Here is a 22,283-nt window from a genome sequence, read left to right on the forward strand (position 1 = left end):
TAACCGGGCAGCTTAGCCCTTGTAGCCGTTAGGATGATTGACATGCCAGTTCCAAGCGCTGCGGATAATATCCTCCAGGTTGTCGCGCGATGGTTTCCAGCCGAGTTCTTTGCGTGCACGCTCGGAGGAAGCAACCAGAGTAGCAGGATCACCTGCACGGCGCGGCTCGATGACTGCCTTAATCTCACGCTCGGTCACTGTACGGGCAATCTCAATTACTTCTTTGACCGAGAAGCCTTGGCCGTTGCCGAGGTTGTAGATCGCGCTGTCAGCACCTTCACGCAGCTTATCAACCGCAAGAACATGGGCGTCTGCCAGATCACTTACATGGATGTAGTCACGGATACAAGTACCGTCTGGTGTAGCATAATCATCGCCAAATACCGAGATATGAGGACGTTGACCAAGTGCAGCCTGGAGCACGATTGGAATCAAATGGGTTTCAGGGCTATGGTCTTCACCGATTTTGCCGCCAGCATGTGCGCCTGCTGCGTTGAAATAACGAAGCGATACGAATTTGAGGCCATGAGCCACATCGAACCATTTCATCATTTTTTCCATCGCCAGCTTCGTTTCTCCGTAAGTGTTCGTTGGAAGCGTACGGTCGAATTCATCAATCGGCACATTCTCTGGCTCACCATAAGTTGCTGCTGTAGAAGAGAAGACGATTTTCTTCACATCATGCTCGATCATTTTCTCCAGCAGGCACAGCGTACCGTACACGTTGTTGTGATAATATTTGGCAGGGTTTGTCATGCTCTCGCCAACCAAAGAGTTCGCTGCGAAATGGATGACCGCATCGATATTGTTCTCTTTGAAGACAGTCTCCATAAAGTCGGCATCACGCAGATCGCCTACATACAGCTTGCCGCCAGTTACCGCCTCGCGGTGACCTTGCTGCAGGTTATCAACAACAACGATCTCTTCGCCGCGCTCTGCAAGTGCTGCTACGGCATGCGAACCGATATAGCCCGCTCCTCCGGTTACTAATACTGCCATTCTCCTCATCCCACTTTCTCTATTTGTCTGTTATATATTTAGGTTAATCACCATTATATTAGAGCTGTTCAACACCATTGCCGATGCTGCAAACATAGAAGTCAGGCGTAAGTCCTGTTGCTTCTGTATATTTGCGTCCTACTTCTTCCTTAAAGCGTTCAATGCTGTCTTCATGAACAAGTGATACCGTACAGCCGCCGAAGCCTGCACCTGTCATACGCGAGCCAAGAACACCTGGAACCTGGCGTGCAGCAGCAACCATTGCATCAAGCTCAGGACCTGTTACTTCATATAAATCACGGAGCGAATCATGCGAGCCGTTCATGTATTGACCAAATGTCGCCAGGTCATTTTCTTTAAGTGCATCCATCGAGCGAAGTACGCGGTCGATCTCTTCCACAACGTGCTGTGCACGGTTGCGTACAACTTCATCTTTGATCAGATGCTTATTGCTATTAAACTGCTCCAGGTTGATTTGACCTAGAAGCTTCAGTTCAGGGAATGCAGCCTGCAGATCAACAACTGCTTGCTCACATTGCGCACGACGCTCGTTATAAGCAGAGTCTACAAGGCCGCGGCGTTTGTTCGTATTACCGATCACAAGCTTGTAAGCACCGGATTGGAATGGAACGAGTTGATATTCAAGCGTATCGCACATAAGCAGAATAGCATGATCTTTCTTGCCGTTAGCAACAGCGAACTGGTCCATGATTCCGCATTGAACGCCGTTGAATTCATTTTCCGATTTCTGTGACAGTAGAGCGATCTCAACCGTGTCGGTCGGTTGACCTTCCATTGTAAGTAGAGCAAATGCTGTTACCACTTCGATTGAGGCCGAAGAGGACAAGCCTGCGCCATTCGGAATCTCACCGTGGTAGAGCAAGTCATAACCGCTGCTGAACGTAATGCCTTTTTGCTGAAGCTCGTAAACGACGCCCTTCGGATAGTTCATCCAGTCATCCGCTTCATCATATACGATCGTGTCGATCGCCAGTGTTTTGGAGGAAGGGAAGTTTGTTGTTGCGAGACCAAGCTGACGGTCATCACGTTTGCGGACAAGCAGTGTTGTACCAAATGTAAGTGCGGCAGGGAATACATAACCGCCATTGTAGTCGGTATGCTCGCCAATCAGATTAACGCGTCCAGGTGCATGGAAAGCTTTGATCTCAGCGGCTTCTCCGCCGAATTGCTGTATAAATTGTTGTGTAAGCTGCTCGATAGATGCCATGCTTGCAACAGTCCTTTTTTGTATAATTTATGAAGCCTTTGTTCTTCTTCAGTATACCTTAACCATTCGTCTGAACAAAATGGCACAAAATGCTTTTCACATGGATTTATGTGACTTTTAGATACCGGTAGGGCATGATATGATGGTGCTATCCGATACCTTAACCTAAAGGCAGGTGCTGCTGCAATGAGGCAAGATACGTATAAAGTAGCTTCAAACCCCGTTATTACATACAACGAGCATATGAATGTATTGTTTGCAGGAGAAAGTCAAACCAAACCATCCCACCAGCGGGGACCTAAAGTATATGATTTTTACCTCATGCATACAGTACTTGAAGGCAAAGGAGAGTTTACCTGTGGTGGAACGAGCTATTCCCTACAGGCAGGACATACCTTTCTGATTGAACCGGAGCAGCTTGTCAGCTACATGTCCGATGCAGATGAACCCTGGTTGTACCGCTGGGTTGCCTTTAATGGTCCGCAGGCTGCCGAGCTTGTGCAAGCCGCAGGATTTTCAATAGCTAATCCCGTTACCGAGACGTCGCAGATCAGACGTGTTGGTGTTTTATATAACAGTATTTTCAGCGTCTTCCGTAAGAGTGAGCCTGCCGCGCATATGAAAGCAGCTGGTTACCTGCAGCTCCTGCTTGCTGAATTTTGCAGTGTGTATCAGATGTCAGAGGATAACACAGCACTAGCTGGTGTAGATGACAGCGATAAACTGATGCAGCAAATGATCCATTACCTCTCCACGCAATATGCACAGCCCGTCTCCATCGAACAGATGGCAGAATCGTTTGGCTACAATCGTGCTTATCTTTCACGTTTATTCAAACGGTATACAGGCGTGTCGCCAATTACCTTCCTGCTCAATCTTCGAATTGACAAAGCACGTCAAATGATTCGCGAACGTGAAGGACTCACCATTGAGCAGATTTCAGCTTCTGTTGGACTTCAGGATTCGCTGTATTTTTCCAAACAATTCCGACGCCTCTATGGCTTATCCCCATCCGCTTACCGTGAATCCATGCGTCAAATGAAATCTTAATGGGTAAACAAGGGTTAGTTCAAATTTGGACATATTAACGGGTGAGGTGATCAAAATGAAGGAGCTGCATACCGGTCATTTGTTCTGGCCGACTACTTGGGAGCAGCATAAGACTTACCCTGCACTCTCTTTAGGAACAAAGGTTCAAGTTGCCATTATCGGCGGCGGAATGTCCGGATCGATGTGCGCATATCTGCTGGCGAAAAGCGGTATCCGAGCTGCAATATTCGAAAGAGATACGATTGCCGGCGGCAGCACGTCCGCGAATACAGGATTATTGCAATATTCTAATGATGTCATGCTTTGTGATTTAATCGATCAGATTGGCAAGCCTTCCGCTGTCCATTTCTACGCCGCCTGCGTAGAAGCTGTTAAGCAAATTGGTGAGATCGCCAGTAAATTAGCCATCGATCCTCATTTCATACCACGAAGCAGTTTTTATTACGCAAGTACGGAGCAAGAACTGCCTAAGCTGCGGAAAGAGTACGAAACCTTGCATCAGAACGGCTTTGACGTCAGCTTCTGGGAACCGGATTTGATCTCAAAGCGTTTTCCATTCCAGCGATCCGGGGCAATTACAACGAATGGGGATGCTGAGATTAATCCGTTCCGGTTCGTCCACGGGGTTGCAGATGCTGCCGTAGCAGACGGAGCACGCATTTATGAACATACAGATGTGGTATCCCATGAACGTACAGCAGATGGAAATCATCATCTCACAACCTCAGGCGGCCATGAGATAGAAGCGGACAATGTGATTTATGCCATCGGTTATGAACCCGAAGAGCTTCGCGGCAAGCTGATTAAATCAGATATCAATCGTTCATTTGCTGCCGTTACAGGCGTCCAAGAAAAAACCCAACTTCAGCACTGGTATGAGCAGATGATGATCTGGGAAACGGCACGGCCGTATCTTTATATGCGTACCACGGTTGATGACCGAATTGTTATTGGCGGTCTGGATGAAATGACTGCGCATCCAATTGATGGCGAGCAGGCACGAAAAAAACGGATAGACAAGCTTTATGAGAAACTCACCGCTCACTTCCCTATGCTGGATGCTCCCTTTGAGTATGAATGGAGTGCCACTTTCGGAGAGTCACGAGATAACCTGCCTTTTATAGGAGAGGATCCTGCTGTACCTGGTGTCTATTACTGTCTCGGTTATGGAGGCAACGGTACCGTCTACAGCATGATTGCCTCTCATATCATACGTGATCTTATTTGTGGACGTACTCATCCGCTTGCCGGCATTGTTGGACTCTCTCGTCCAACTCTTCAATAACAAAGAAGGGATTCGACACTGGTCGAACCCCTTTTTTCATATCGATCAAGAGCCTGTAAATATCCGGGAAGCTCCGTTTTGTCTATAGATCCCTTCTGCAATACCAAGTCGGGATAAGTCAGGCCCGCCGTCCTTATCAAGAAGGGATTTGCTATCATCCGTATCGATGACAACTAATGTTGCACCTTCCCTTATGGAATCCCGGCAAGAGGAGGCTTCTTGTTCATCAAGCCCAAGTGCGGTTAAGGCGCCATGAATCCGATCTTCATCACCAATGATGAAATCTCCCGTCAAGTTACCGCCGATGGCTGTGAGCCCTGCGGCCGCAAATCCCGGATTCCATGATCCGCCCCCCGTAAGTCCAATAGCCGGAATAGCCGCCGCTGCAGCCCATTCCTGTCCACGGCTACCGTCTCCTTCTTGCCCGCTTATTGTCGAAGCCAGCTCCTCCAGTTCATCAACATGGATGTCGCTTTCCGCTTCAATACGCCGGGAATGCTCACTGTCCTTTGCGATAATCTTCATTTCCCCTTGGACGAAACCCGCTTGCTCCAAAGCATTAATAGTATCGATAACTTCCTGTTGTGACGCAAAAGCGCCGATAATTTTAGCCATCGCTTTTGTCCTCCTTTAACTTCTTTCTAGGTAGTTATACCCTTATTAAGCAGCAATCAATCTCCCCTTACAGGAAGGTTGTGTAAGTACGCCGTTCGGGGTATGATGAAGAGTAAGCGACAAGGAATTCGGAATTAAGACAATAATGGTCAGGAGGCAAATCGATGATTCATCGGATGCTCCGCTATCCCGCCAAATGGGAATGGCATGTACTCCAGCTCGAACGTCCTCAATTGGAGACGGCTGAAGAACTGCCAAAGCGTAAAGACAATCGAAAAAAGGCCGACTCGTCAAGAGCATCTATGACCTTCATCACGCCCCAAGAGACTGACGAAGCCGACGACGAACGGAAGGCTAGCAAACAGCTGCTGCCCGAATGTGCGGGTTGGCTCGATGAATGCTGGGACAGAGCGGCGAATCAAGTAACCATTACGCATTCAGCCAAGCAAGGAACAATCGTATCCGGCACCCTCATGCTCCAGGCATCTGAGCAGCAAACCGATGTTCAGCCCTTTCATTTCTGGCTGTCAGAAGACAAGCTTGTCACTCTGCATAGCGATCTGCGCCTGATGATCCGCCTGCAAACGGATATCGTCGCCTCTCGCCTTACAGATTGCAATACAGCGCCAGAAGGCCTGTTCGTTATGCTGGGACATTTGCTTGAGCCCTTCCATGAAGGACTTGACGGCTTTGAGAAACGCCTTGGTGAGCTTGAACAATCGATGCGTATATCGAACCGAACTGGGCTTCTTGATGTTATATTTGAAAGACGTTATGATTTATTGCACTGGAGCCATCTCTTTATTCCCATTAGAGAGCTATACGGTGCCGCGCAAGAGGCCTATATGGATACACTCACTGATACGGATGTATTTAAGCGCACAACTCATAAGCTTGACCGAATCGAATCACTGCTGAAACATTATGCTCTCGAGATCGACACCCTTATCTCCATGGATGATGCCTTATCCAGCTTCCGGGGCAATGATATTATGAAGACACTGACGATCTTCACGGTTATCTTTACACCTGCGACCGTCATCGGTGCCCTCTGGGGAACGAACTTTAATCCGCTCCCATGGGACACCCACCGGCTTGGCTTTATCGGTATGTGCGTCGTCGTGTTAATCATTACGCTGCTCATCTATTTATGGCTGTGGCGAAAAGGCTGGACCGGCGATCTGCTTACCGGACGTGAATCTAATAAAAAGAAGCATGCACGCATTCTGATGCTTGAAGAGCCTGCCAAGAGCGATATAGAACTGGATATTTCAACACTGTCGCGTAAGAAACGGACCAAATCCGTTTAATTACTCATCTGCGATGGTGGAGTTGTTCCATAATATCCTCCACTAAATCAGATACCTGCATCATCACTGCATCCGCTTCGCCGCGTTTTCTGACGGACACATTTCCTGCTAACTGCTCCTTTTTCCCAACAACAATCATATATGGCACTTTCTCAAGCTGGGCTATCCGAATTTTGTTGCCCAGCTTTTCGCTGCGCGTATCTACCTCCACACGAACCCCTGTACGGATAAGCTCCGCTTTTACCTGTAACGCATAATCAAGCTCATACTCCGAAACGGGGAGAATCTTCGCTTGAACCGGAGCCAGCCAGATCGGAAATGCCCCGCTGTAATGCTCAATCAGAATGCCAATGAATCGATCAAGCGAGCCATATACCGCACGATGAATAACAACCGGCCGCTGCTTCTTATTGTCTTCTCCAATATAGGATAGATCAAACTTCTCTGGCATTTGGAAATCAAGCTGGATAGTACCACATTGCCAGCTTCTCTTTAACGCATCCACGATATGAAAATCGATTTTTGGTCCATAAAAGGCCCCGTCCCCTTCGTTAATCCGATAATGCATGCCATGGGCTTCAAGCACGTTCTGCAGCGACTGCTCAGCTGCATCCCACAGCTTATCCGAACCCATATAATCGTCTGGTCGAGTCGACAACTCCACGGAATAGGAGAAACCAAACACCTTATAAACCTCATCGATTAAAGCTATCACTTTTCCGATTTCCACTTCAATCTGATCCGGCCGGACAAACAAATGCGCATCATCCTGGCAAAACGTCCGTACCCTCATCATGCCGCCTAATGCCCCCGAGAGCTCATGTCGATGCACTTGTCCGAACTCTGCCAGCCGAATTGGCAGCTCCCTATAGGAGCGAAGAGCATTTTTAAAAATGAGCATATGCCCCGGACAGTTCATGGGCTTTAAGGCAAATTCAGCCTCATCCACCTTAGTGAAATACATATTGTCCTTGTAATGATCCCAATGCCCCGACTGCTCCCACATCCGCTTGTTCATCATGAGTGGAGTGCGTACCTCTTCGTAATCATTAAGATTCAACAGCTCTCTAGAGAAGTTCTCTAAAGCGGTACGCAGCACCATACCTTTAGGCAAATAAAACGGCATACCCGGCGCTTCCTCCGAGAACATAAACAGCTCAAGCTCTTTGCCCAGCTTCCTGTGATCGCGTTTTTTCGCTTCGTCCAGCTGATACAAATAGTCTGCAAGCTCTGATTTAGTCAAGAATGCAGTGCCGTAAATACGCTGCAGCATTGGATTATTCGAATCGCCACGCCAGTAAGCTCCCGCTACACTAAGCAGCTTAAATGCCTTGATTCGCCCAGTTGAAGGCATATGGGGTCCACGGCATAAATCTATAAACTCCCCTTGCTCATAGATACTAATAACCTCATCATCTGGCAATTCTTGAATGAGCTCCAGCTTCAGCGGTTCCTCGCGCTCTGTGAATAAGGAGATCGCTTCTTCCCTGCTAATCACTCTACGTGTGATTGGCAGGTTCTCCTGAATGATTCTGCTCATTTCCTGTTCAATTGCTTCAAGGTCATTGGTCGAAAGAGGCTCTGCAAGCTCCATATCGTAATAAAAACCATCTTCGATGACAGGTCCAATCCCAAGCTTTACAGCCTTGCCGCCATATAAGCGTTTGATCGCCTGCGCTAATACATGAGCCGTACTATGACGGTAGATCTGAAGCCCTTCCGGACTGTCCAGAGCAATCAGGTCGATTCTGCTGCCATCGCTGGCCGGCTCAGTCAAATCGGTGATCGTTCCGTTGATTGCCCCCGCTACTATCGTTTTTTTCCAATTGGCATCCACTGTTTCTGCAATTTGCGCAATCGTTGTGCCTTGCACATACCTCCCATTTGTTCCGCCTGGCCTTACAACATGAATCTCCATCTTTGCTCCTCCATTTCTCATGATTTTTGTGAACGCAAAAAAACGCAGCTCTCCCTGCAAGGGACGAGTGCGTTCTGCTCGTGGTTCCACCCTAATTCCATCCTGTGCATTAGGCACGAGGATGCTTCATTGGAATCCGCTAACGAGGATGAATCGGCGATCACTTACTGCCGTATTCCGTTCAGGAATTACGGGTTCAACGTCACAGCTGCAAAGGGGTAATCTACGCCATGTCACCGAAGAAGCTTACAGCCAGGGCTTCTCTCTCTGAGCGGCTATTGTGATCGCGATCATGTCTTTGGTCATTGCCTGTGTATGAAATTAGTAATATACTACATCGTTTTATTTTCAAAAGTCAATAGGAACTAGTTACCCTTAGAGACGCCCAAACATACTATACATAATCAGCCCATGGAAAGAGCGGAGGGATATCGGAAATGGCAAAAACAACGAGAAGGAGTAATACACCTTCACTCCCACGGCCAATGAGACAAGGCCAACCGCAGCAATTTGATCTCCGCATCGCTATTTTTCTAGCCGGTATTGCTGGACAGACTTACTCCCAATTTGAGAATAAGGATGGTCTTTTTCTTGTTCCACGTGATTATCATCTAGTTGGGGACTTCTCGGCTAAAGCTTATGGCGATTCCGAACACCGATTTGGCTTTGTGCTGCAATCCGAGCGTTCCTCCGTACTTGCTTTCCGCGGTTCTGGCTCGGCTGTTGACTGGGTGTCCGACTTCATCGCCCAACAAACTACCTATCGTCCGGTTAAAAATGCCGGGCAAACCCATAAAGGTTTTACCGATATCTATACCTCGGCCCGTTCGCAGGTATTGGATCTCGTCAATCAGCTGCCACCAGATAAACCGTTATTTATTACCGGCCACAGCCTTGGAGGAGCACTCGCAACGCTCGCTGCACTTGATATCGCTGTTAATACAGCTTTCACCGCACCTATTGTCTACACCTTTGGTGCTCCGCGTGTTGGCGATCCACGATTCATCCGGCTCTATAACAATACCGTTGAGACCCATTGGCGGCTGCAAAATGAATTTGATATCGTTCCTCACTTGCCGCCGCTCGTATACCAGTCACCGGATACAAATAAGACTTATTACTATATGCATGTAAAAGGCGAAGTCAAACGTGCCTTCCGGATGGGCTCTGTCTCCGGCAACCATATCTTAAGCAGCTACTTTGCCGATTTATGCAGCGAGGAACCACAATTTGCAACAGCGATCTGCTCGGAGCCGCCCGGCTGGTGTCCATTGCCTGGATAACAAACAAAACTCCGCATATGAAGCGGAGTTTTGCTCTGTGATTAAACAGATTAGGACCAGGACTGCAGAAGCCAATTGCGTACCCGATTAATGGTTTTATCCAAATTACATACTTCATCCTGATCGACATAAGGTGTCTGATGGCTGAAATAATGGGCATGTCCGCCGATTAACGGAATCCCTTCAACAATAGCAGGAGAATATTTATACCGGTTCCAGTGCGGAACAGATGAGCCTTCTGATGTCCAGCCTCCCCAGGTTCCAATCCGGCTGATTGGATCGCTAAGCTTCCCTTCCTTATCAACGGAATGGAAGAAACATACCTTATCCCTCAGCTCAGGATGAATCGGAATCCGCGGCGAGCCAACCTGTACAATACGGAAGTTCCGGTTCAAACGCTGTTGATGCAGCATTTTTCCTGCTTGATAAGCGGCTGCTCCGCCCCCGCTATGCCCGATAAACAACATCGGTTCATCTTCGCCCTGCATCGTTTCCTTCACCTGCTGAAATGCGGCGCGTCCGCCTATCCGTCCAATGGACATCCGATTTGTTAAGTCAGTGCCAACCTCGACAATTTGCCGGTAAAGATTACGGCTGGCGTCTCCATAAGGGTGCAGAATGTGAATAATTGGCTCACGCCCGTCCGCCCGAAACATTCGGTCAAGCTCATTCCGGCATTCATCAAAGTAGCCTTTGGTCGTTGCAACGCCAGCAAGCAGGTAAATCCGTATGGAAGAGCCGCTGATCGCTGTCATGATTCATCCCTCCGTTCATGCTGTGTTAATGGAATTGTGTACTTTCATTATGCGGGGGGACAAGCGATTTCATTCCTGAATATAGATGTGAATTCCATTCCAGTTTATCTGATAGCCAAGTTCTTGGGAAACCGTCAACAAAGGCAGTGCATTAATTTCCCGCCACAAAGGGAATAAACCGTTTATTTTGTAACCGCTCCATATTTTATGCGGAAGGAAAGGCACACGCGCCACTCTTACCATCTCCCCGTCCCATCTGCTTAATTGAACAGTCCCGTCCTCGAGCATCTCCACATCAGCTTGCAGGATCTGACTGAAAAAAGCTTCATCCACGTACAGCTCCCCATCCTGTTCGAACACATGTCCCCGGTAAGTGAAAGGCTGGGTCACTTTGGCCCGTGTTCCTCCAGCTTCTTCGGACAGGCTGCTTAAATAATACGAACTGGAGATGACCTGTTGATAAACATCCTTAAGCTGCTGTTCATTTGTTATGGAATAATCATTGATACGTCGTGTCTCGTTTTGTTCTGTAATATTGTTCACATCAAAATAAAACACCGCCTTCACCCTCGGATAAAGCTCCGACAGATTGGCGTATAACCGTTTTATTTTTGAAGCGGCATATTCAATATCCTTTATCCCATCGGTCGTTGTGAAATGGGTAACGCCAAACTCCGATAGCTGAATCGGCTTAGTCCGGCTAAATCGGTTATAGACATAATCAATCATCTGTAAAGGGTCCTCGAATTCGGATGGCTGCCGGATATCTCCATTATGATACCTAACATTGTAGATGTTAAGACCAACCCAATCGACGTAATCATCACCCGGGTAATAAGCCTCAATAGGTCGTTCAGGTACATTCAGCACCGTCCAGACCATTGCCGTCTTTGGCGCTCTTTTTTCGAAGATGTCATGCACCATACGCCAGGTTTTTATATAGAGATCCGGATCCCCGCTGTAATTCGTCCATGTCCCGTTCATCTCAGAAGCAAACCGGAGAAAAAGTGGCACATTCGCCTCACGTGCGGCATCAGCAAAGCCTCGCAAATAGGCATCATCCTTTACTTCTGCCAAGCCATGATTTGGCTCCCAGGCAATATGCGGGAAGGCGCCTTCAGCCTTCACTTCTTTCACCCATTCGGAAGGGAACGGCTCTCCATAACCAACATATTTGAAAAAGCTGGCATGTGTTTTGCCCGTGGCTTGGTTGAATTCCGCCATACTGTTATGAATCAGTGGATTTTGCAGCACATACGCTCCCAAATAAGCGCCTCTTACAGGCTCTATTTTCCCAAGCGTATAATTCGGATGCGTGGATGTGACATGAATCGTCCACTCCGAATAGCTTACATCTTCCCCCTCCGCAGCCGCATATACACTTGCATCAGCAGGTGGGCGATGCAGACTGGCAGCGCTGCCCGCTCCCTCCATCATGCAGAGAAATGCGCATGCCAGCATAAGCCCAATCAGCTTGCGGCGATTCGATAACCAATAGCTCAGCAGCGGAACCTCCCCCTCTTCTTATTCACAGGATTAGGCAAAGGAGAGGCAAATATACGTATCTAAACGAATGAAAAAGACTGTCTTCCTCTAGTCAAAAGTTGACTAGCGGAGACAGCCTCTGCATGTTTTCATTAAACGCCCATTTTTTTACGTTGGTTGTTTACTTTTTTAGTGTTTTGGCTCTTCATAGCCTGCGTGGTCGTTGAATGATTTTGACCGGTAACTCCGTTTTTCCCTTGTTTCTTCTGTTGAAGCAGCTGCTTCGCACGCTCAGCTTGTGTAAGCGGCTTTGCCTGCTCCTGAGCTTCATTATGTTCATTGGCGGACATATGATCACCTCGCTTTATTGTACTCAGCATACCAAGTGTTACGTCAATCGGCAAGCCCCCGGGCTGGTACTTTGCGAAGTTGTATGATGCTGACTCGCGTCAGAATGACTACAAGCACCAAAAGCTGTGGAATTGTCGTCTCCCAAGTTGGGTAGATACCTAAGAAACTAATAGTCGTGAGAGATCCCGACGAATGAGCTGGCAGCCACGAGGCAACCTGGAGAGAGTGAATACTTTCGCCGAGGAAGCGGACAACCAAATAATAGATTAAAGCTGAAGCAACAAGGAAGAACGGCCGAATTGGCAGTTTAGCACTAAATCGGATGATGGCAAAGCCAATGATCAGCAGGAGCACGAAAGTTACTACTATCCCAAGAATCATTTGAATCGGATCAATAGAACCTGCCATTCCGATATAAAAGATCGTCGTTTCGGCTCCTTCACGCAGGATCGCTAGACCAGAGACAATAAACAATGACCACAAGCTGCCTTTCGCCAGAGCATTGCTCATACGATCATCAATAAATTTGTTCCAAGCCTGCAAATTTGACTTCTTGTGGAGCCAGTTGCCAACGGAAAGCATCAGCAGTACAGAGACAAGGCCGGTAATCCCCTCCATCGCTTCACGAGTACTGCCCGCTGTTGCTTCTGCAATAACCGTTGTTAACACAACTGCTAACCCGATACTTAAGAGCAGACCGGTCCATACACCCGACCATACCCAAATATTTTTCGACTGATTGTCTGTGCGCTTCAGGTAGGCAAGCAGGGCAGCTAAGACGAGAATCGCTTCAAGCCCTTCCCGCAGCAAAATCATTCCTGCATCCCATGCCGTATACTTAGCCTCTGAGGTCATTGGCTCCAGCCGGTTACGGATTTGCTCAATAACAACCTCAGCCTTATCCGGTGACGGCGAGGCGGCAAGCAGATATTTTGAGACGTCGGTCATTTTAATCTCGATATCCTGATAAGCTGCTGCTGAGCGGATCTGCACCTGTCCTTCAACTGATGGCCAGCTGCTGATGAACGACTGCATCTGCCCATCTGCTTCACCATAATGGCTCGCAGCTATATCTTTGGATGCTTGATTCAGCATGCTAATTAAGTCAGCAATCGTCAGGTCATCAGAAGAAGAATCGCTAGACGAGGCTGCGATTTTCCCATCTTTGTAATCCTGAATGAGGGAAATGAAGGTAGTCGTATGCGCCTGTGCATCTTCCGCCCGCGGGGGCTCCGCTTGAAGCGCAATTCGAATCATGCTCATGTCTGTCTCAAGCTTGCCATAAACGTTAAAATTCTCGCTGCGGATCGACTGCTCAATTGGCGGCCAACTGTCGTTGATTTGTTTGTAGATGGCATTCGCCTGCTTCCACTGCCCGCCTTGAATGCTGCTAAGCAGCTTTTCCGCCAGCGGCAGCAAGCTTGCTGCCGCGTCTTTACCAGACAAGACCGGCGCTTCCGCTGCTTTCTCGCTTTTCACAAATGTATTGAATGCTTTAGCTAATGCAGATAAAGACGCTTTGGCTTCATCCGGCTTATCTGCTGCTTGGTCAAGTGCTTCTGTTGCATGTGCTAACGATGAGGATACATCTGCAGAGTTCACTGATGTCTTTGTCTTCAGCTGCTCCCAGCTCTCCTCAGCCTGTTTGATATGATCCTTAGCATCCTGCCAGTCACCTTGCCCGGCAGCAGCCAGTGCCCCGCCAACGAGCGGAAGCAGCTTATCAAGCTGATTGCTTGCTCCCGCTTCGGCTGCATATACTGCCTGACTGAAACCGAACATAACAGAGGTTGCCCCGGCTCCAAGTCCAAACCACACGGCAGAGAAAAGAAAAACGATACGAAGGCAACTCGTTATGCCCTTATATGTTGCTGCCATTCAAGTCAATCTTCCCTTCTACAATAACGTATCACCGATATAGCCGCCTTCACGTACACCCGGGAAACAAGCAAATACGGCACTGCCATTATGGACGATATATTCATTTAAAGCGTCATTTTGTCCAAGCTTCTGCTGCATCGGTATAAACTGTTTTCGTGTATCGCGGTTATAACAAATAAATAAGAGCCCCGCATCAAATTGTCCCGTACGGTTATCCATACCACTTGAATACGAATACGATCTTCGCAAAATTTTAATCGAGCCGTCTCCCCGCGCTAATGCAACATGGGAATGAACAGGAATAAGCGGCTTGCCATTGTCATCCTTCTTGTTCAGGTCAACTGGATCTAACTCATTCTTTGATCCAATTGGTGCGCCGCTTCCACGATGCCGGCCAAATGTCGCTTCCTGATCTCCAAGTGTGGATCGGTCCCATACTTCTACACGAATACGAATACGGCGGACAACCATATAACTCCCGCCAGCCATCCATGATGTGCCGTCTCCATTTTGCGCCCAGATAACGTCATTCATTAACGATTCGTCTTTCACATCTGGATTACCCGTACCATCCTTAAAGCCCATCAAATTACGTGGTGTCGCGCCCGCTGGATCTGACCCGCTGGTACGTTGGAAGCCTTCCTGTGTCCAGCGCAATACAGCCTTTCCTCTTGCGATACGGGCAAGATTACGAATCGCGTGAAAGGCAATCTGCATATCATTGGCGTTCACCTGTACACCAATATCGCCGCCACACCATTCCTCACGAAGCTCATCGCCGCCAAATGCCGGTAAATCAACTAGAGCCGCAGGCCGTTTAGCTGCCAGACCAAATCTCGAATCAAAGAAAGTTGGCCCCACACCAAACGTTATCGTTGTTCTAGACGGATTAAGTCCAGCCGCTTCTCCTGTATCGGAGGGCGGGAGATTCAAGTTCTCATTATTCTCGCCAATCTGGATTCCCTTCGCCATTGCAGCAGAAGCCACCGTCCATGCCTTAAACAGCTTCCGCACATCATCGACTGAATCTGTGGTCAGATCAAAGGCAGCGAACATAAGAAAATCCTGTGCTGGTGTCGTGATACCCGATTGATGCTTGCCGTAAAAATCAATCATATCCTCTTGGTCACTTTGTTTAGCTGCACCTAGGGCAGTCTTGCCTGTCGCGCCAAGAATCGCTCCAACGCCTGAAGCGCCAAGTAATAGCCCGGCGCCGCCAACACTAGCCAGCCGCAGAATATCTCTGCGGCTAATTGGTTTCTCCAGAATGCTGTCTCCAGCAATGTCCTTATTCTTTTCTTTTGTCATTTTCTTAGGCTCCCAGGATTGTTCCCATTTGCGACAATGGTTCAGCCAAGGCATCAAGCAGCTGGCTCAGCTTCTTCGTATCTTCCTCTTTCAGATCGAGGTAGGAAACATAACCGTCACCACTCTTGTATACAGCAAGCGCTTGTTCCAGATTAGCAAAGCTTGTTCCGATTTGTCCTTCCAGGTCAGCATCTTGTTTATTCAATTCTGCTTGAAGCAGCTCATAGATTTTTTTCGCGCCTTCCACATTTGCCGCGAAATCATACAGATCCGTATGCGAGTAACGCTCTTCTTCACCAGTTACCTTCGAGGAGGATACTTCATTCAGCAGTTCCACCGCGCCAGTCACGAGAAGGCTTGGCTCTACCTCTACCGTTTCAATTAAGGCACGAAGGGTCTTCGTATCATCTAGTAGCTGGGAAGCATAATCTTCTGCACCTGATGTCATGTTATTCACCCATAGAGCCTGCTCGATGCGATGGAATCCGCGCCAGTCCTTCTCTTCTACATCATTCTCGCGGGCATCGATGTTCGGGTCCAAATCACCTAGCGCTTCCGCAATAGGTTCAATTCTTTCATAGTACATACGTGTTGGGGCATACAACGATTTTGCTGTTTCTACATCCCCTGTTTTAACAGCCTGAACAAATTTATCAGTCTCCGCTACAAGCTTATCCGTCTGATCCAAGGCGAAGTCGCGGTATTTACCCGTAATTTCATCCCAATTCTCTACTTTCGACGCTGATTGCTCCGTATTGGTCGACGCTTCTTTTGCATGATTCGCTTGATTATTGTTATTTGAGCCGCATCCTGCAACTACAACTGTGCTGGCCAGTAAAACGGCTGCTAATTTGATCCTCATGATTAGATAACCCCTCATCCAAATAATATGTAATTCGTTAATGAACTACCAATGAGTATATTCATAATGATAATCATTGTCAATTAGAATATTGTCTTGTTTACTGCTCTCTGAATAGACAGGCTTCCGCCTAATCCTCCACATCCGCTCATGCATAGTGTATAGCAGACCTCCCAACATCCCACACTAATAGCTAAGAATGGTATTCAAAAAGGAGGCTTTACCCTGTGTCACAATCATCCAGCAACAAAAAAGCGGTATTCCCGCCACAGCACCAGAACAAGCAGCCGGGCATAGAAGCAGAGATGAATCCGCTTCCCGTCTATAAATCCGAACAATATAAATCAGCGAACAAGCTAGCGAATAAAGCAGCCATTATTACTGGCGGCGACAGTGGAATCGGCAGAGCAGTAGCCGTAGCTTTCGCCCTTGAGGGCTGTGACGTCAGCATTGTCTATTATAATGAGCATGAAGATGCGAAGGTTGTTCAGCAGGAGATTGAGAAAGCGGGAAGGCGATGCTTGCTCATCCATGGTGATCTTGGCGATGAGGCATTCTGCCGCCATGCCGTTGACCATACGGTGATGACCTTCGGCAAACTAGACATTGTGATTAACAACGCAGCCGAGCAGCATGTACAGCAGCGTCTAGAGGATATTACCGCCATGCAGCTTGAGAAGACGTTCCGAACAAATGTATTTGGCATGTTCTATCTCACAAGAGCCGCCCTTCCCCATCTGAAGCAAGGCTCCTCTATTATCAACACAGCATCCATTACAGCATATAAAGGTAATCCGACCTTAATTGATTATTCTGCTACAAAAGGCGCCATTGTTTCCTTCACAAGAGCACTTGCTGCCAATCTTGTTGACCGCGGTATACGTGTAAATGGCGTAGCCCCCGGCCCGATCTGGACTCCGCTTATTCCCGCCAGCTTCGACGAGCAGACGGTATCCACCTTTGGTTCAGATACACCAATGAAACGCGCAGGTCAGCCATATGAGCTTGCCCCTGCTTATGTCTATTTGGCTGCTGAAGATTCCAGCTATGTAACCGGCCAATTCCTCCATATTAATGGCGGCGAAATCGTAAACGGGTAAAAAATAAGCGCCTTGCGAAGTTTACGCAAGGCGCTTTCCTATTTCGTCATCCATTCGATTGTTTAATAAGTTCTGGAGCCGTCCTTCATAGATAAGCTCCAGCTTTGGCGTATTCTCCAGATCGCCCGGCCTCACGAGAAAAGAAGATTTATTTACGAGATCAACACCACTTTTCTCAAATACCGATGCTACAAATTCCGAGCAAAAATAAGCGTAATCCCTCTTAATCAACTGCATGTTAAACATTACTCCAATGACACCTATCAAATTGTAGCGATACTGGTCACTGTTTCGGTCCATATCGGCAATGACACTGCGCATCTTCGCATAAGCGGCCGGTTGAATCCGACAACGATATAACGCGCATGTAGCCTGCTCGAATAGCTCCCCTCGCATATTCTCCCTCACAAAGCCTGCGAAAAAGGGATTCTGAGGATTTTTGCGGCCAAAGCTATACACCTCATTCAAACCGCTATCAAACGCAATAGATGCATGATTAAGCGCATCCTTCGTAAACCACTTAATCGTTCTCGTAAACAACGTTCCGGTATCCGTTAGGACAACGTAAACCTCCAACTCACTTGTCATGCCTAATAACCTCCACATTAAAGAAGTAACGCTACTATATCTAACTTTAATGCAGGAGCCATGGCTTCATAACCTTCTGAGGTACAGTCCTTATCCACGACCTTGGTCCTGTTCTAACTAATCTCTCCTTTTATTTTAATGGAATTAACAGGATCTCTCAACCATAACTTAACAATTCCGAAGATAAGTGTAAATAAACTCTCTATAGTTCTTACGTTGCTCATGATGAGTATTTGGTACTAACCCGATTTCTAGTATCCTCCTGAATTATGGTATAATAAGGCACATTACACCCAGGATATGAAGGAGATTGCTATAAACATGGAATTCAAAAAAGTAAACACCCCCCTCCAGCTTGTTGGTATTCATAAGTACAGAACCAAAGACGGAAGAACCTGGGTCAAGTACCCTGGAAGTTCAAGAAAGCCGATCAAGAAGAGTACAGTCATATGGACTCGGCTGCTGACCATTATTATTGTGATTGGTGTTATTGGATTCGCCGGCTATAAGATTGGGTTTCATTATTTGTCGAACAAGATGATGAATGAAATGGCCGATCAAATTTTGACCACTGATGAAGTAGAGTCGTTAAAGAATGATCCTGCAGTTCAGAAAATTATTGCCGACAACTCCAAATATTTTGATAAAAAAGCGGTCGAGGCGATTCAAGGCTCCATTCCTGCCACTGTCAAAGACAGTGACAAAGCTGCGGGACAATCTGGTAAAACGAACCACTCCTCAACAAGCAAAACAAATGAAACAACAGATACAGTAATGGACAAGCCGTCAGAAAATGATCAGCTTGTCGTCAAGACAAAGGACGAGGCCTCTGACTTGCTGCTAAGCAAGTTTTCTATGAAAGAACTGACAGGATTAGCGGATAAAGCGAAGGATGGCTTAACGCCCGAGGAGAAGAAGTCTATCAAAGAAACACTGCTCAACCGGCTATCAACAGAGGAGTTTAACTCCGTTAAGATTATTGCTTTGATGGAGATTATGAAAAGTGATAAGTAATTAACTAACAAATGGGGAACGTGCAGATGAATTATTATGAACCGTATGTATCCGAGCTTCACATCGTCTTCTCCGAAACTAGGCAGCGAATAGCGAATTTCCCTGAACCATTTAGGCAGTCGGGGTTAACTTATTTGGATAAATTCGATGTATTTAAACCGGACAGTTCGAAAAACTACATCTGTTATTTACTGCCTTATTGGGTTAATGAAGCAGTCTCCATCCCAGTAGAACAATGCCGTAGTCTAGCCATCGCTAATGTATTCAACATGCTCTATTATTTTCTGCAGGATGATGTAATGGATGAAGCCCCCTCGGCTTGGAAAGAGCAGCTTGCTCTCGCTCACTTATGCCATGCTGAGCTAGAGGCGATCCTCCGGGAGCTATTTTCCGCTGACTCGCCTTTTTGGAGCTATCGTTACCAATATGTCAATGAATGGGCACAGACTGTCGTCAACGAAGATAAGCACGACTACTTTTTGACAGATATTGTGAAAATAGCAAAGAAAGCTGCTCCTCTCAAATTAGCAAGCACAGGTGTACTTCTGCTGGCTGAGCAATCAGAACTTATTGAGCAGGTAGAGAAGCTTGTGGATTATAGTCTCGTTCTTCTCCAGATGGCTGATGATTTGAGCGATTGGGAGGATGACTTGAAAGAGGGGAATTACAACTGTCTGTTGTCGATGATTCAGTTCAAGAAGGCATCAGCACACCCGCTTCAAGTGCTAGAAGTTAAAGCTTACATCTATGATCGTGGCCTTCTATTGCCTTATTGTAATCGCAGTAAGGCAGTCCTGGACCATCTATTTAATAGCCCGCTTCGCTTAAATCCACTCCTATCTTTCAGCCAATTGATACACGAAGGCATTGCCTCCTATGCCGAAAAGGTGGAACAAAAAAAGAAGTCTTTATTACTAGGCGGATTTGATTATATTTTGTCGAATAATCAGAAAAATTAGTATAAATTAACCAATAATTATGCTATACTCCTAGTACTCAAGTGGTATTATTATAGCATAGTTGGAGGGGTTATTTTGTCGAATCAAATTACTCGGGATCAAATTATTCAAAAAGCTTGGGAAGACGATGCATTCATGCAACAGTTACTTCAAGATCCTAAATCAGCTATTAAAGACGCTTTTGGCGTAGATATTCCAGAGAGCATTGAGGTTACTGCCGTTGAAGAAACACCAGAGCATGCCTACCTGGTTATTCCGCCAAAACCTTCCGCAATGAAAGCCACATCAGCAGTAGAATTCCCTTCTTGGTAATTGAAACATATGAAAAAACCCACTCCATCCTGGAGTGGGTTTTTATTTAAGCTGCTGGGAATGTAACAACAACTTCTGTCCCTACCCCTTTGCTGCTCTTGAACTCAATTTCTCCTTGCATTACTTCAATTATGCTGAAAGTAACCATGAGTCCAAGGCCAGTTCCTTTTGTCTTATTGGAATAATAGGGCTCTCCTAATTTGGCGAGTTCGTTCTCCGTCATACCCTCTCCATTATCTTTTATGCAAATGATAACCCGGTTCTCCTCCATATAGCCGTTGATTTCTATTTCCCCGTCACCATTTAACGCCTCGATGCTGTTCTTGATCATATTAATAAATGCTTGTTTAAATTTCGAAGAATTACCTTGAATCTGTAAATTCTCGGGAACGTTCAGTTTAAGCTGACCTCCCTGTAAATTCGCTAAGGGAATTAGGATAGTTCCTATATGTTTAAATTCATTTGCAATATTTAATACTGTCACATGTTCAAGCTGTGGTTTGGCAAAGGTGAGGAAGTCCGTAATAATCTCCGATGCCCGGTCAAGCTCGTTAATGGCCAACAACATATAATTTTTCTCTTTGTTGCTGTTGCTTTTTTCTTCCAGAAGCTGTAAAAATCCACGTGTAACCTGCAATGGATTTCGCACCTCATGTGCAACTGAAGCAGCGAGCTGACTGATTATGTCCATTTTCTCTGAGCGCTGAAGCTCATTATTATAGATTTCAAGCTGCCTTGAATAGGTTACAACCTTTTCGAAGCTGATAACAATCTGTCTGCCCAGCATAACCACTAAGGAGAATACAAAGCACACAATTCCCCATTTCCAATATACGAACTCATAATTTTTCGACTGGGAATAATACTGTATGATGTCTGCCACCGTAAACAAGATAAAGAAACCAAGGCCAGCAGAAAGAATAAAGGCTTCCTTCTGCTTCTTAAAACTGTAAACGACTAAAATTCCAATTAGAATCAGGCTGCCTCCGACAACACCAAGAGCAAACATGACCGTCGATATGGAGTAGTATAAAGAGTAAAAAGCATTGTCCGTAAGAATGTTCAAAAATAAACCAATAGACGACAGGAGTACCGAGTACAAGGCATAATATTTAAAAATACGGATCAATGAATATTTGCCTCTGCCAAAGAGTGTCTCCATAAAGAAGAATAAAGCAGGTAAAAATAGATTTGATGCCAGATCAAAGCCAGTCGCATAGATTAAACCATACTTATCATTCACCGTATACAAAAACGGGGAGTAGAAAATTAACATAAACCCAATAGATAAGATAATTAAGCTAAGTGACTTCCAACCTGCTACCTGGACTTTCTTCAGGAAGATCATACAAATAAACATTAGGGCAGCTATGAAAATAAAAGCTGCTCCAAGAATGATATTATCAAGTTCTTTTAATAGCATCGTACGGTAGAGCTTCTCATAGTCACCAAGAACAAGGCCAGTAACCCCAATATTACCTGTTTCATTATAAAGATAAACATAAAGGGTTTCATCAGTGGAATGCCCCAACGGAATAACAAAACGATTCACATCGTACGAATGATCTCTTGTCGTTTCATAAACACCCTTGCCATCAACGTAGACAATGACATTTTGAGCATACGCTTTGTCAACAAGCAGTCCTGCGTGCGATTCCGTAATAACAGGCAGATCGACCTTTACCCATAACGAGGTTGTCCCTTTCGGCAATTCAGGTGCTGCTCCATTCTTAACCGTGATCCAGCCCTCGTCTGGAGGGATCATTCCTTCATCATCCGTCCCCGGACTAATTTGCCATTCAGTAATCTGGTTCTCAGATTTAACCTCATCTGTATTCGCATAGGTGACTGTTGGGCGCAATGAAGTGATTACTGCTAGGAATATAAGAGCGAACATTGCATACTTCATAACTGCCTTCATTTCTTTACACCTCAGAATTTGGAAAATAGTTCTTAATGCTCACTAGTTCGACATATTTC

20 protein-coding genes are annotated in these 22,283 nt (G+C 46.5%); 8 read left to right on the top strand and 12 right to left on the bottom strand.

What is annotated here, in order from left to right:
- Positions 1-12: 12 nt before the first annotated feature.
- Positions 13-999, bottom strand: coding sequence for a UDP-glucose 4-epimerase GalE (galE, locus tag AC0YNT_RS28565; RefSeq protein WP_167282452.1), 987 nt, complete (start codon positions 997-999; stop codon positions 13-15).
- A gap of 58 nt (positions 1,000-1,057) precedes the next feature.
- Positions 1,058-2,227 carry a galactokinase gene (locus AC0YNT_RS28570; RefSeq protein ID WP_475807677.1) on the bottom strand — a complete coding sequence of 390 codons (1,170 nt, stop codon included), beginning with the start codon at positions 2,225-2,227 and terminating at the stop codon, positions 1,058-1,060.
- A gap of 186 nt (positions 2,228-2,413) precedes the next feature.
- On the opposite strand from AC0YNT_RS28570, the gene AC0YNT_RS28575 reads away from it, so the two are divergent.
- Together AC0YNT_RS28575 and AC0YNT_RS28580 are read left to right on the top strand one after the other, a co-directional pair.
- Positions 2,414-3,277 (top strand): AraC family transcriptional regulator, encoded by an 864-nt coding sequence (locus AC0YNT_RS28575; protein ID WP_475807678.1) that lies wholly within the window; start codon positions 2,414-2,416, stop codon positions 3,275-3,277.
- Positions 3,278-3,302: 25 nt separating this feature from the next.
- Positions 3,303-4,562, top strand: coding sequence for an NAD(P)/FAD-dependent oxidoreductase (locus AC0YNT_RS28580; RefSeq protein ID WP_475807679.1), 1,260 nt, complete (start codon positions 3,303-3,305; stop codon positions 4,560-4,562).
- Positions 4,563-4,607: 45 nt separating this feature from the next.
- Here the strand turns inward: AC0YNT_RS28580 and AC0YNT_RS28585 are convergent, their stop codons facing one another.
- Positions 4,608-5,177, bottom strand: coding sequence for a hypothetical protein (locus AC0YNT_RS28585; protein ID WP_475807680.1), 570 nt, complete (start codon positions 5,175-5,177; stop codon positions 4,608-4,610).
- A 164-nt stretch (positions 5,178-5,341) separates the two neighbouring features.
- Between AC0YNT_RS28585 and AC0YNT_RS28590 the strand changes: the two genes are divergently transcribed.
- Positions 5,342-6,487 carry a magnesium transporter CorA family protein gene (locus AC0YNT_RS28590; RefSeq protein WP_475807681.1) on the top strand — a complete coding sequence of 382 codons (1,146 nt, stop codon included), beginning with the start codon at positions 5,342-5,344 and terminating at the stop codon, positions 6,485-6,487.
- Positions 6,488-6,491: 4 nt separating this feature from the next.
- Here the strand turns inward: AC0YNT_RS28590 and thrS are convergent, their stop codons facing one another.
- The gene (gene thrS, locus AC0YNT_RS28595; protein WP_475807682.1) at positions 6,492-8,405 is read right to left on the bottom strand and encodes a threonine--tRNA ligase; all 1,914 of its coding nucleotides are present in this window, start codon (positions 8,403-8,405) and stop codon (positions 6,492-6,494) included.
- Between the two features lie 437 nt (positions 8,406-8,842).
- On the opposite strand from thrS, the gene AC0YNT_RS28600 reads away from it, so the two are divergent.
- A complete protein-coding gene (locus AC0YNT_RS28600) occupies positions 8,843-9,688 on the top strand; it encodes a lipase family protein (RefSeq protein WP_475807683.1) in 846 nt (281 codons plus the stop codon).
- Positions 9,689-9,738: 50 nt separating this feature from the next.
- On the opposite strand, the gene AC0YNT_RS28605 is transcribed toward AC0YNT_RS28600, so the two are convergent.
- The 6 genes from AC0YNT_RS28605 to efeO all read right to left on the bottom strand — a co-directional run bounded on the left by AC0YNT_RS28605 (position 9,739) and on the right by efeO (position 16,330).
- Complete coding sequence (locus AC0YNT_RS28605; RefSeq protein WP_475807684.1) at positions 9,739-10,443, bottom strand: hypothetical protein; 705 nt, start codon at positions 10,441-10,443, stop codon at positions 9,739-9,741.
- 69 nt (positions 10,444-10,512) lie between these two features.
- The gene (locus AC0YNT_RS28610; protein WP_475807685.1) at positions 10,513-11,904 is read right to left on the bottom strand and encodes a glycoside hydrolase family 26 protein; all 1,392 of its coding nucleotides are present in this window, start codon (positions 11,902-11,904) and stop codon (positions 10,513-10,515) included.
- Between the two features lie 176 nt (positions 11,905-12,080).
- A complete protein-coding gene (locus tag AC0YNT_RS28615; protein WP_475807686.1) occupies positions 12,081-12,278 on the bottom strand; it encodes a hypothetical protein in 198 nt (65 codons plus the stop codon).
- 43 nt (positions 12,279-12,321) lie between these two features.
- The gene (locus AC0YNT_RS28620; RefSeq protein WP_475807687.1) at positions 12,322-14,157 is read right to left on the bottom strand and encodes an FTR1 family iron permease; all 1,836 of its coding nucleotides are present in this window, start codon (positions 14,155-14,157) and stop codon (positions 12,322-12,324) included.
- Between the two features lie 18 nt (positions 14,158-14,175).
- Positions 14,176-15,468, bottom strand: a complete 1,293-nt coding sequence (efeB, locus tag AC0YNT_RS28625; protein WP_475807688.1) for an iron uptake transporter deferrochelatase/peroxidase subunit — start codon at positions 15,466-15,468, stop codon at positions 14,176-14,178.
- Between the two features lie 4 nt (positions 15,469-15,472).
- Complete coding sequence (gene efeO, locus AC0YNT_RS28630; protein WP_475807689.1) at positions 15,473-16,330, bottom strand: iron uptake system protein EfeO; 858 nt, start codon at positions 16,328-16,330, stop codon at positions 15,473-15,475.
- A 227-nt stretch (positions 16,331-16,557) separates the two neighbouring features.
- On the opposite strand from efeO, the gene AC0YNT_RS28635 reads away from it, so the two are divergent.
- Positions 16,558-17,430: an SDR family oxidoreductase gene (locus AC0YNT_RS28635; RefSeq protein WP_475807690.1), complete on the top strand. Its 873-nt coding sequence runs from the start codon at positions 16,558-16,560 to the stop codon at positions 17,428-17,430.
- 21 nt (positions 17,431-17,451) lie between these two features.
- On the opposite strand, the gene AC0YNT_RS28640 is transcribed toward AC0YNT_RS28635, so the two are convergent.
- The gene (locus AC0YNT_RS28640) at positions 17,452-18,018 is read right to left on the bottom strand and encodes a hypothetical protein (protein ID WP_475807691.1); all 567 of its coding nucleotides are present in this window, start codon (positions 18,016-18,018) and stop codon (positions 17,452-17,454) included.
- Between the two features lie 321 nt (positions 18,019-18,339).
- On the opposite strand from AC0YNT_RS28640, the gene AC0YNT_RS28645 reads away from it, so the two are divergent.
- From AC0YNT_RS28645 to AC0YNT_RS28655, 3 genes are all read left to right on the top strand, one after another.
- A complete protein-coding gene (locus AC0YNT_RS28645; RefSeq protein WP_475807692.1) occupies positions 18,340-19,032 on the top strand; it encodes a hypothetical protein in 693 nt (230 codons plus the stop codon).
- 26 nt (positions 19,033-19,058) lie between these two features.
- Positions 19,059-19,991, top strand: coding sequence for a class 1 isoprenoid biosynthesis enzyme (locus tag AC0YNT_RS28650; protein ID WP_475807693.1), 933 nt, complete (start codon positions 19,059-19,061; stop codon positions 19,989-19,991).
- A 75-nt stretch (positions 19,992-20,066) separates the two neighbouring features.
- A complete protein-coding gene (locus AC0YNT_RS28655; RefSeq protein WP_475807694.1) occupies positions 20,067-20,303 on the top strand; it encodes an NHLP leader peptide family RiPP precursor in 237 nt (78 codons plus the stop codon).
- A gap of 46 nt (positions 20,304-20,349) precedes the next feature.
- Here the strand turns inward: AC0YNT_RS28655 and AC0YNT_RS28660 are convergent, their stop codons facing one another.
- Positions 20,350-22,224, bottom strand: a complete 1,875-nt coding sequence (locus tag AC0YNT_RS28660; protein ID WP_475807695.1) for an ATP-binding protein — start codon at positions 22,222-22,224, stop codon at positions 20,350-20,352.
- Positions 22,225-22,283 lie beyond the last annotated feature (59 nt).

It is taken from the genome of Paenibacillus sp. J22R56 (assembly GCF_056269375.1).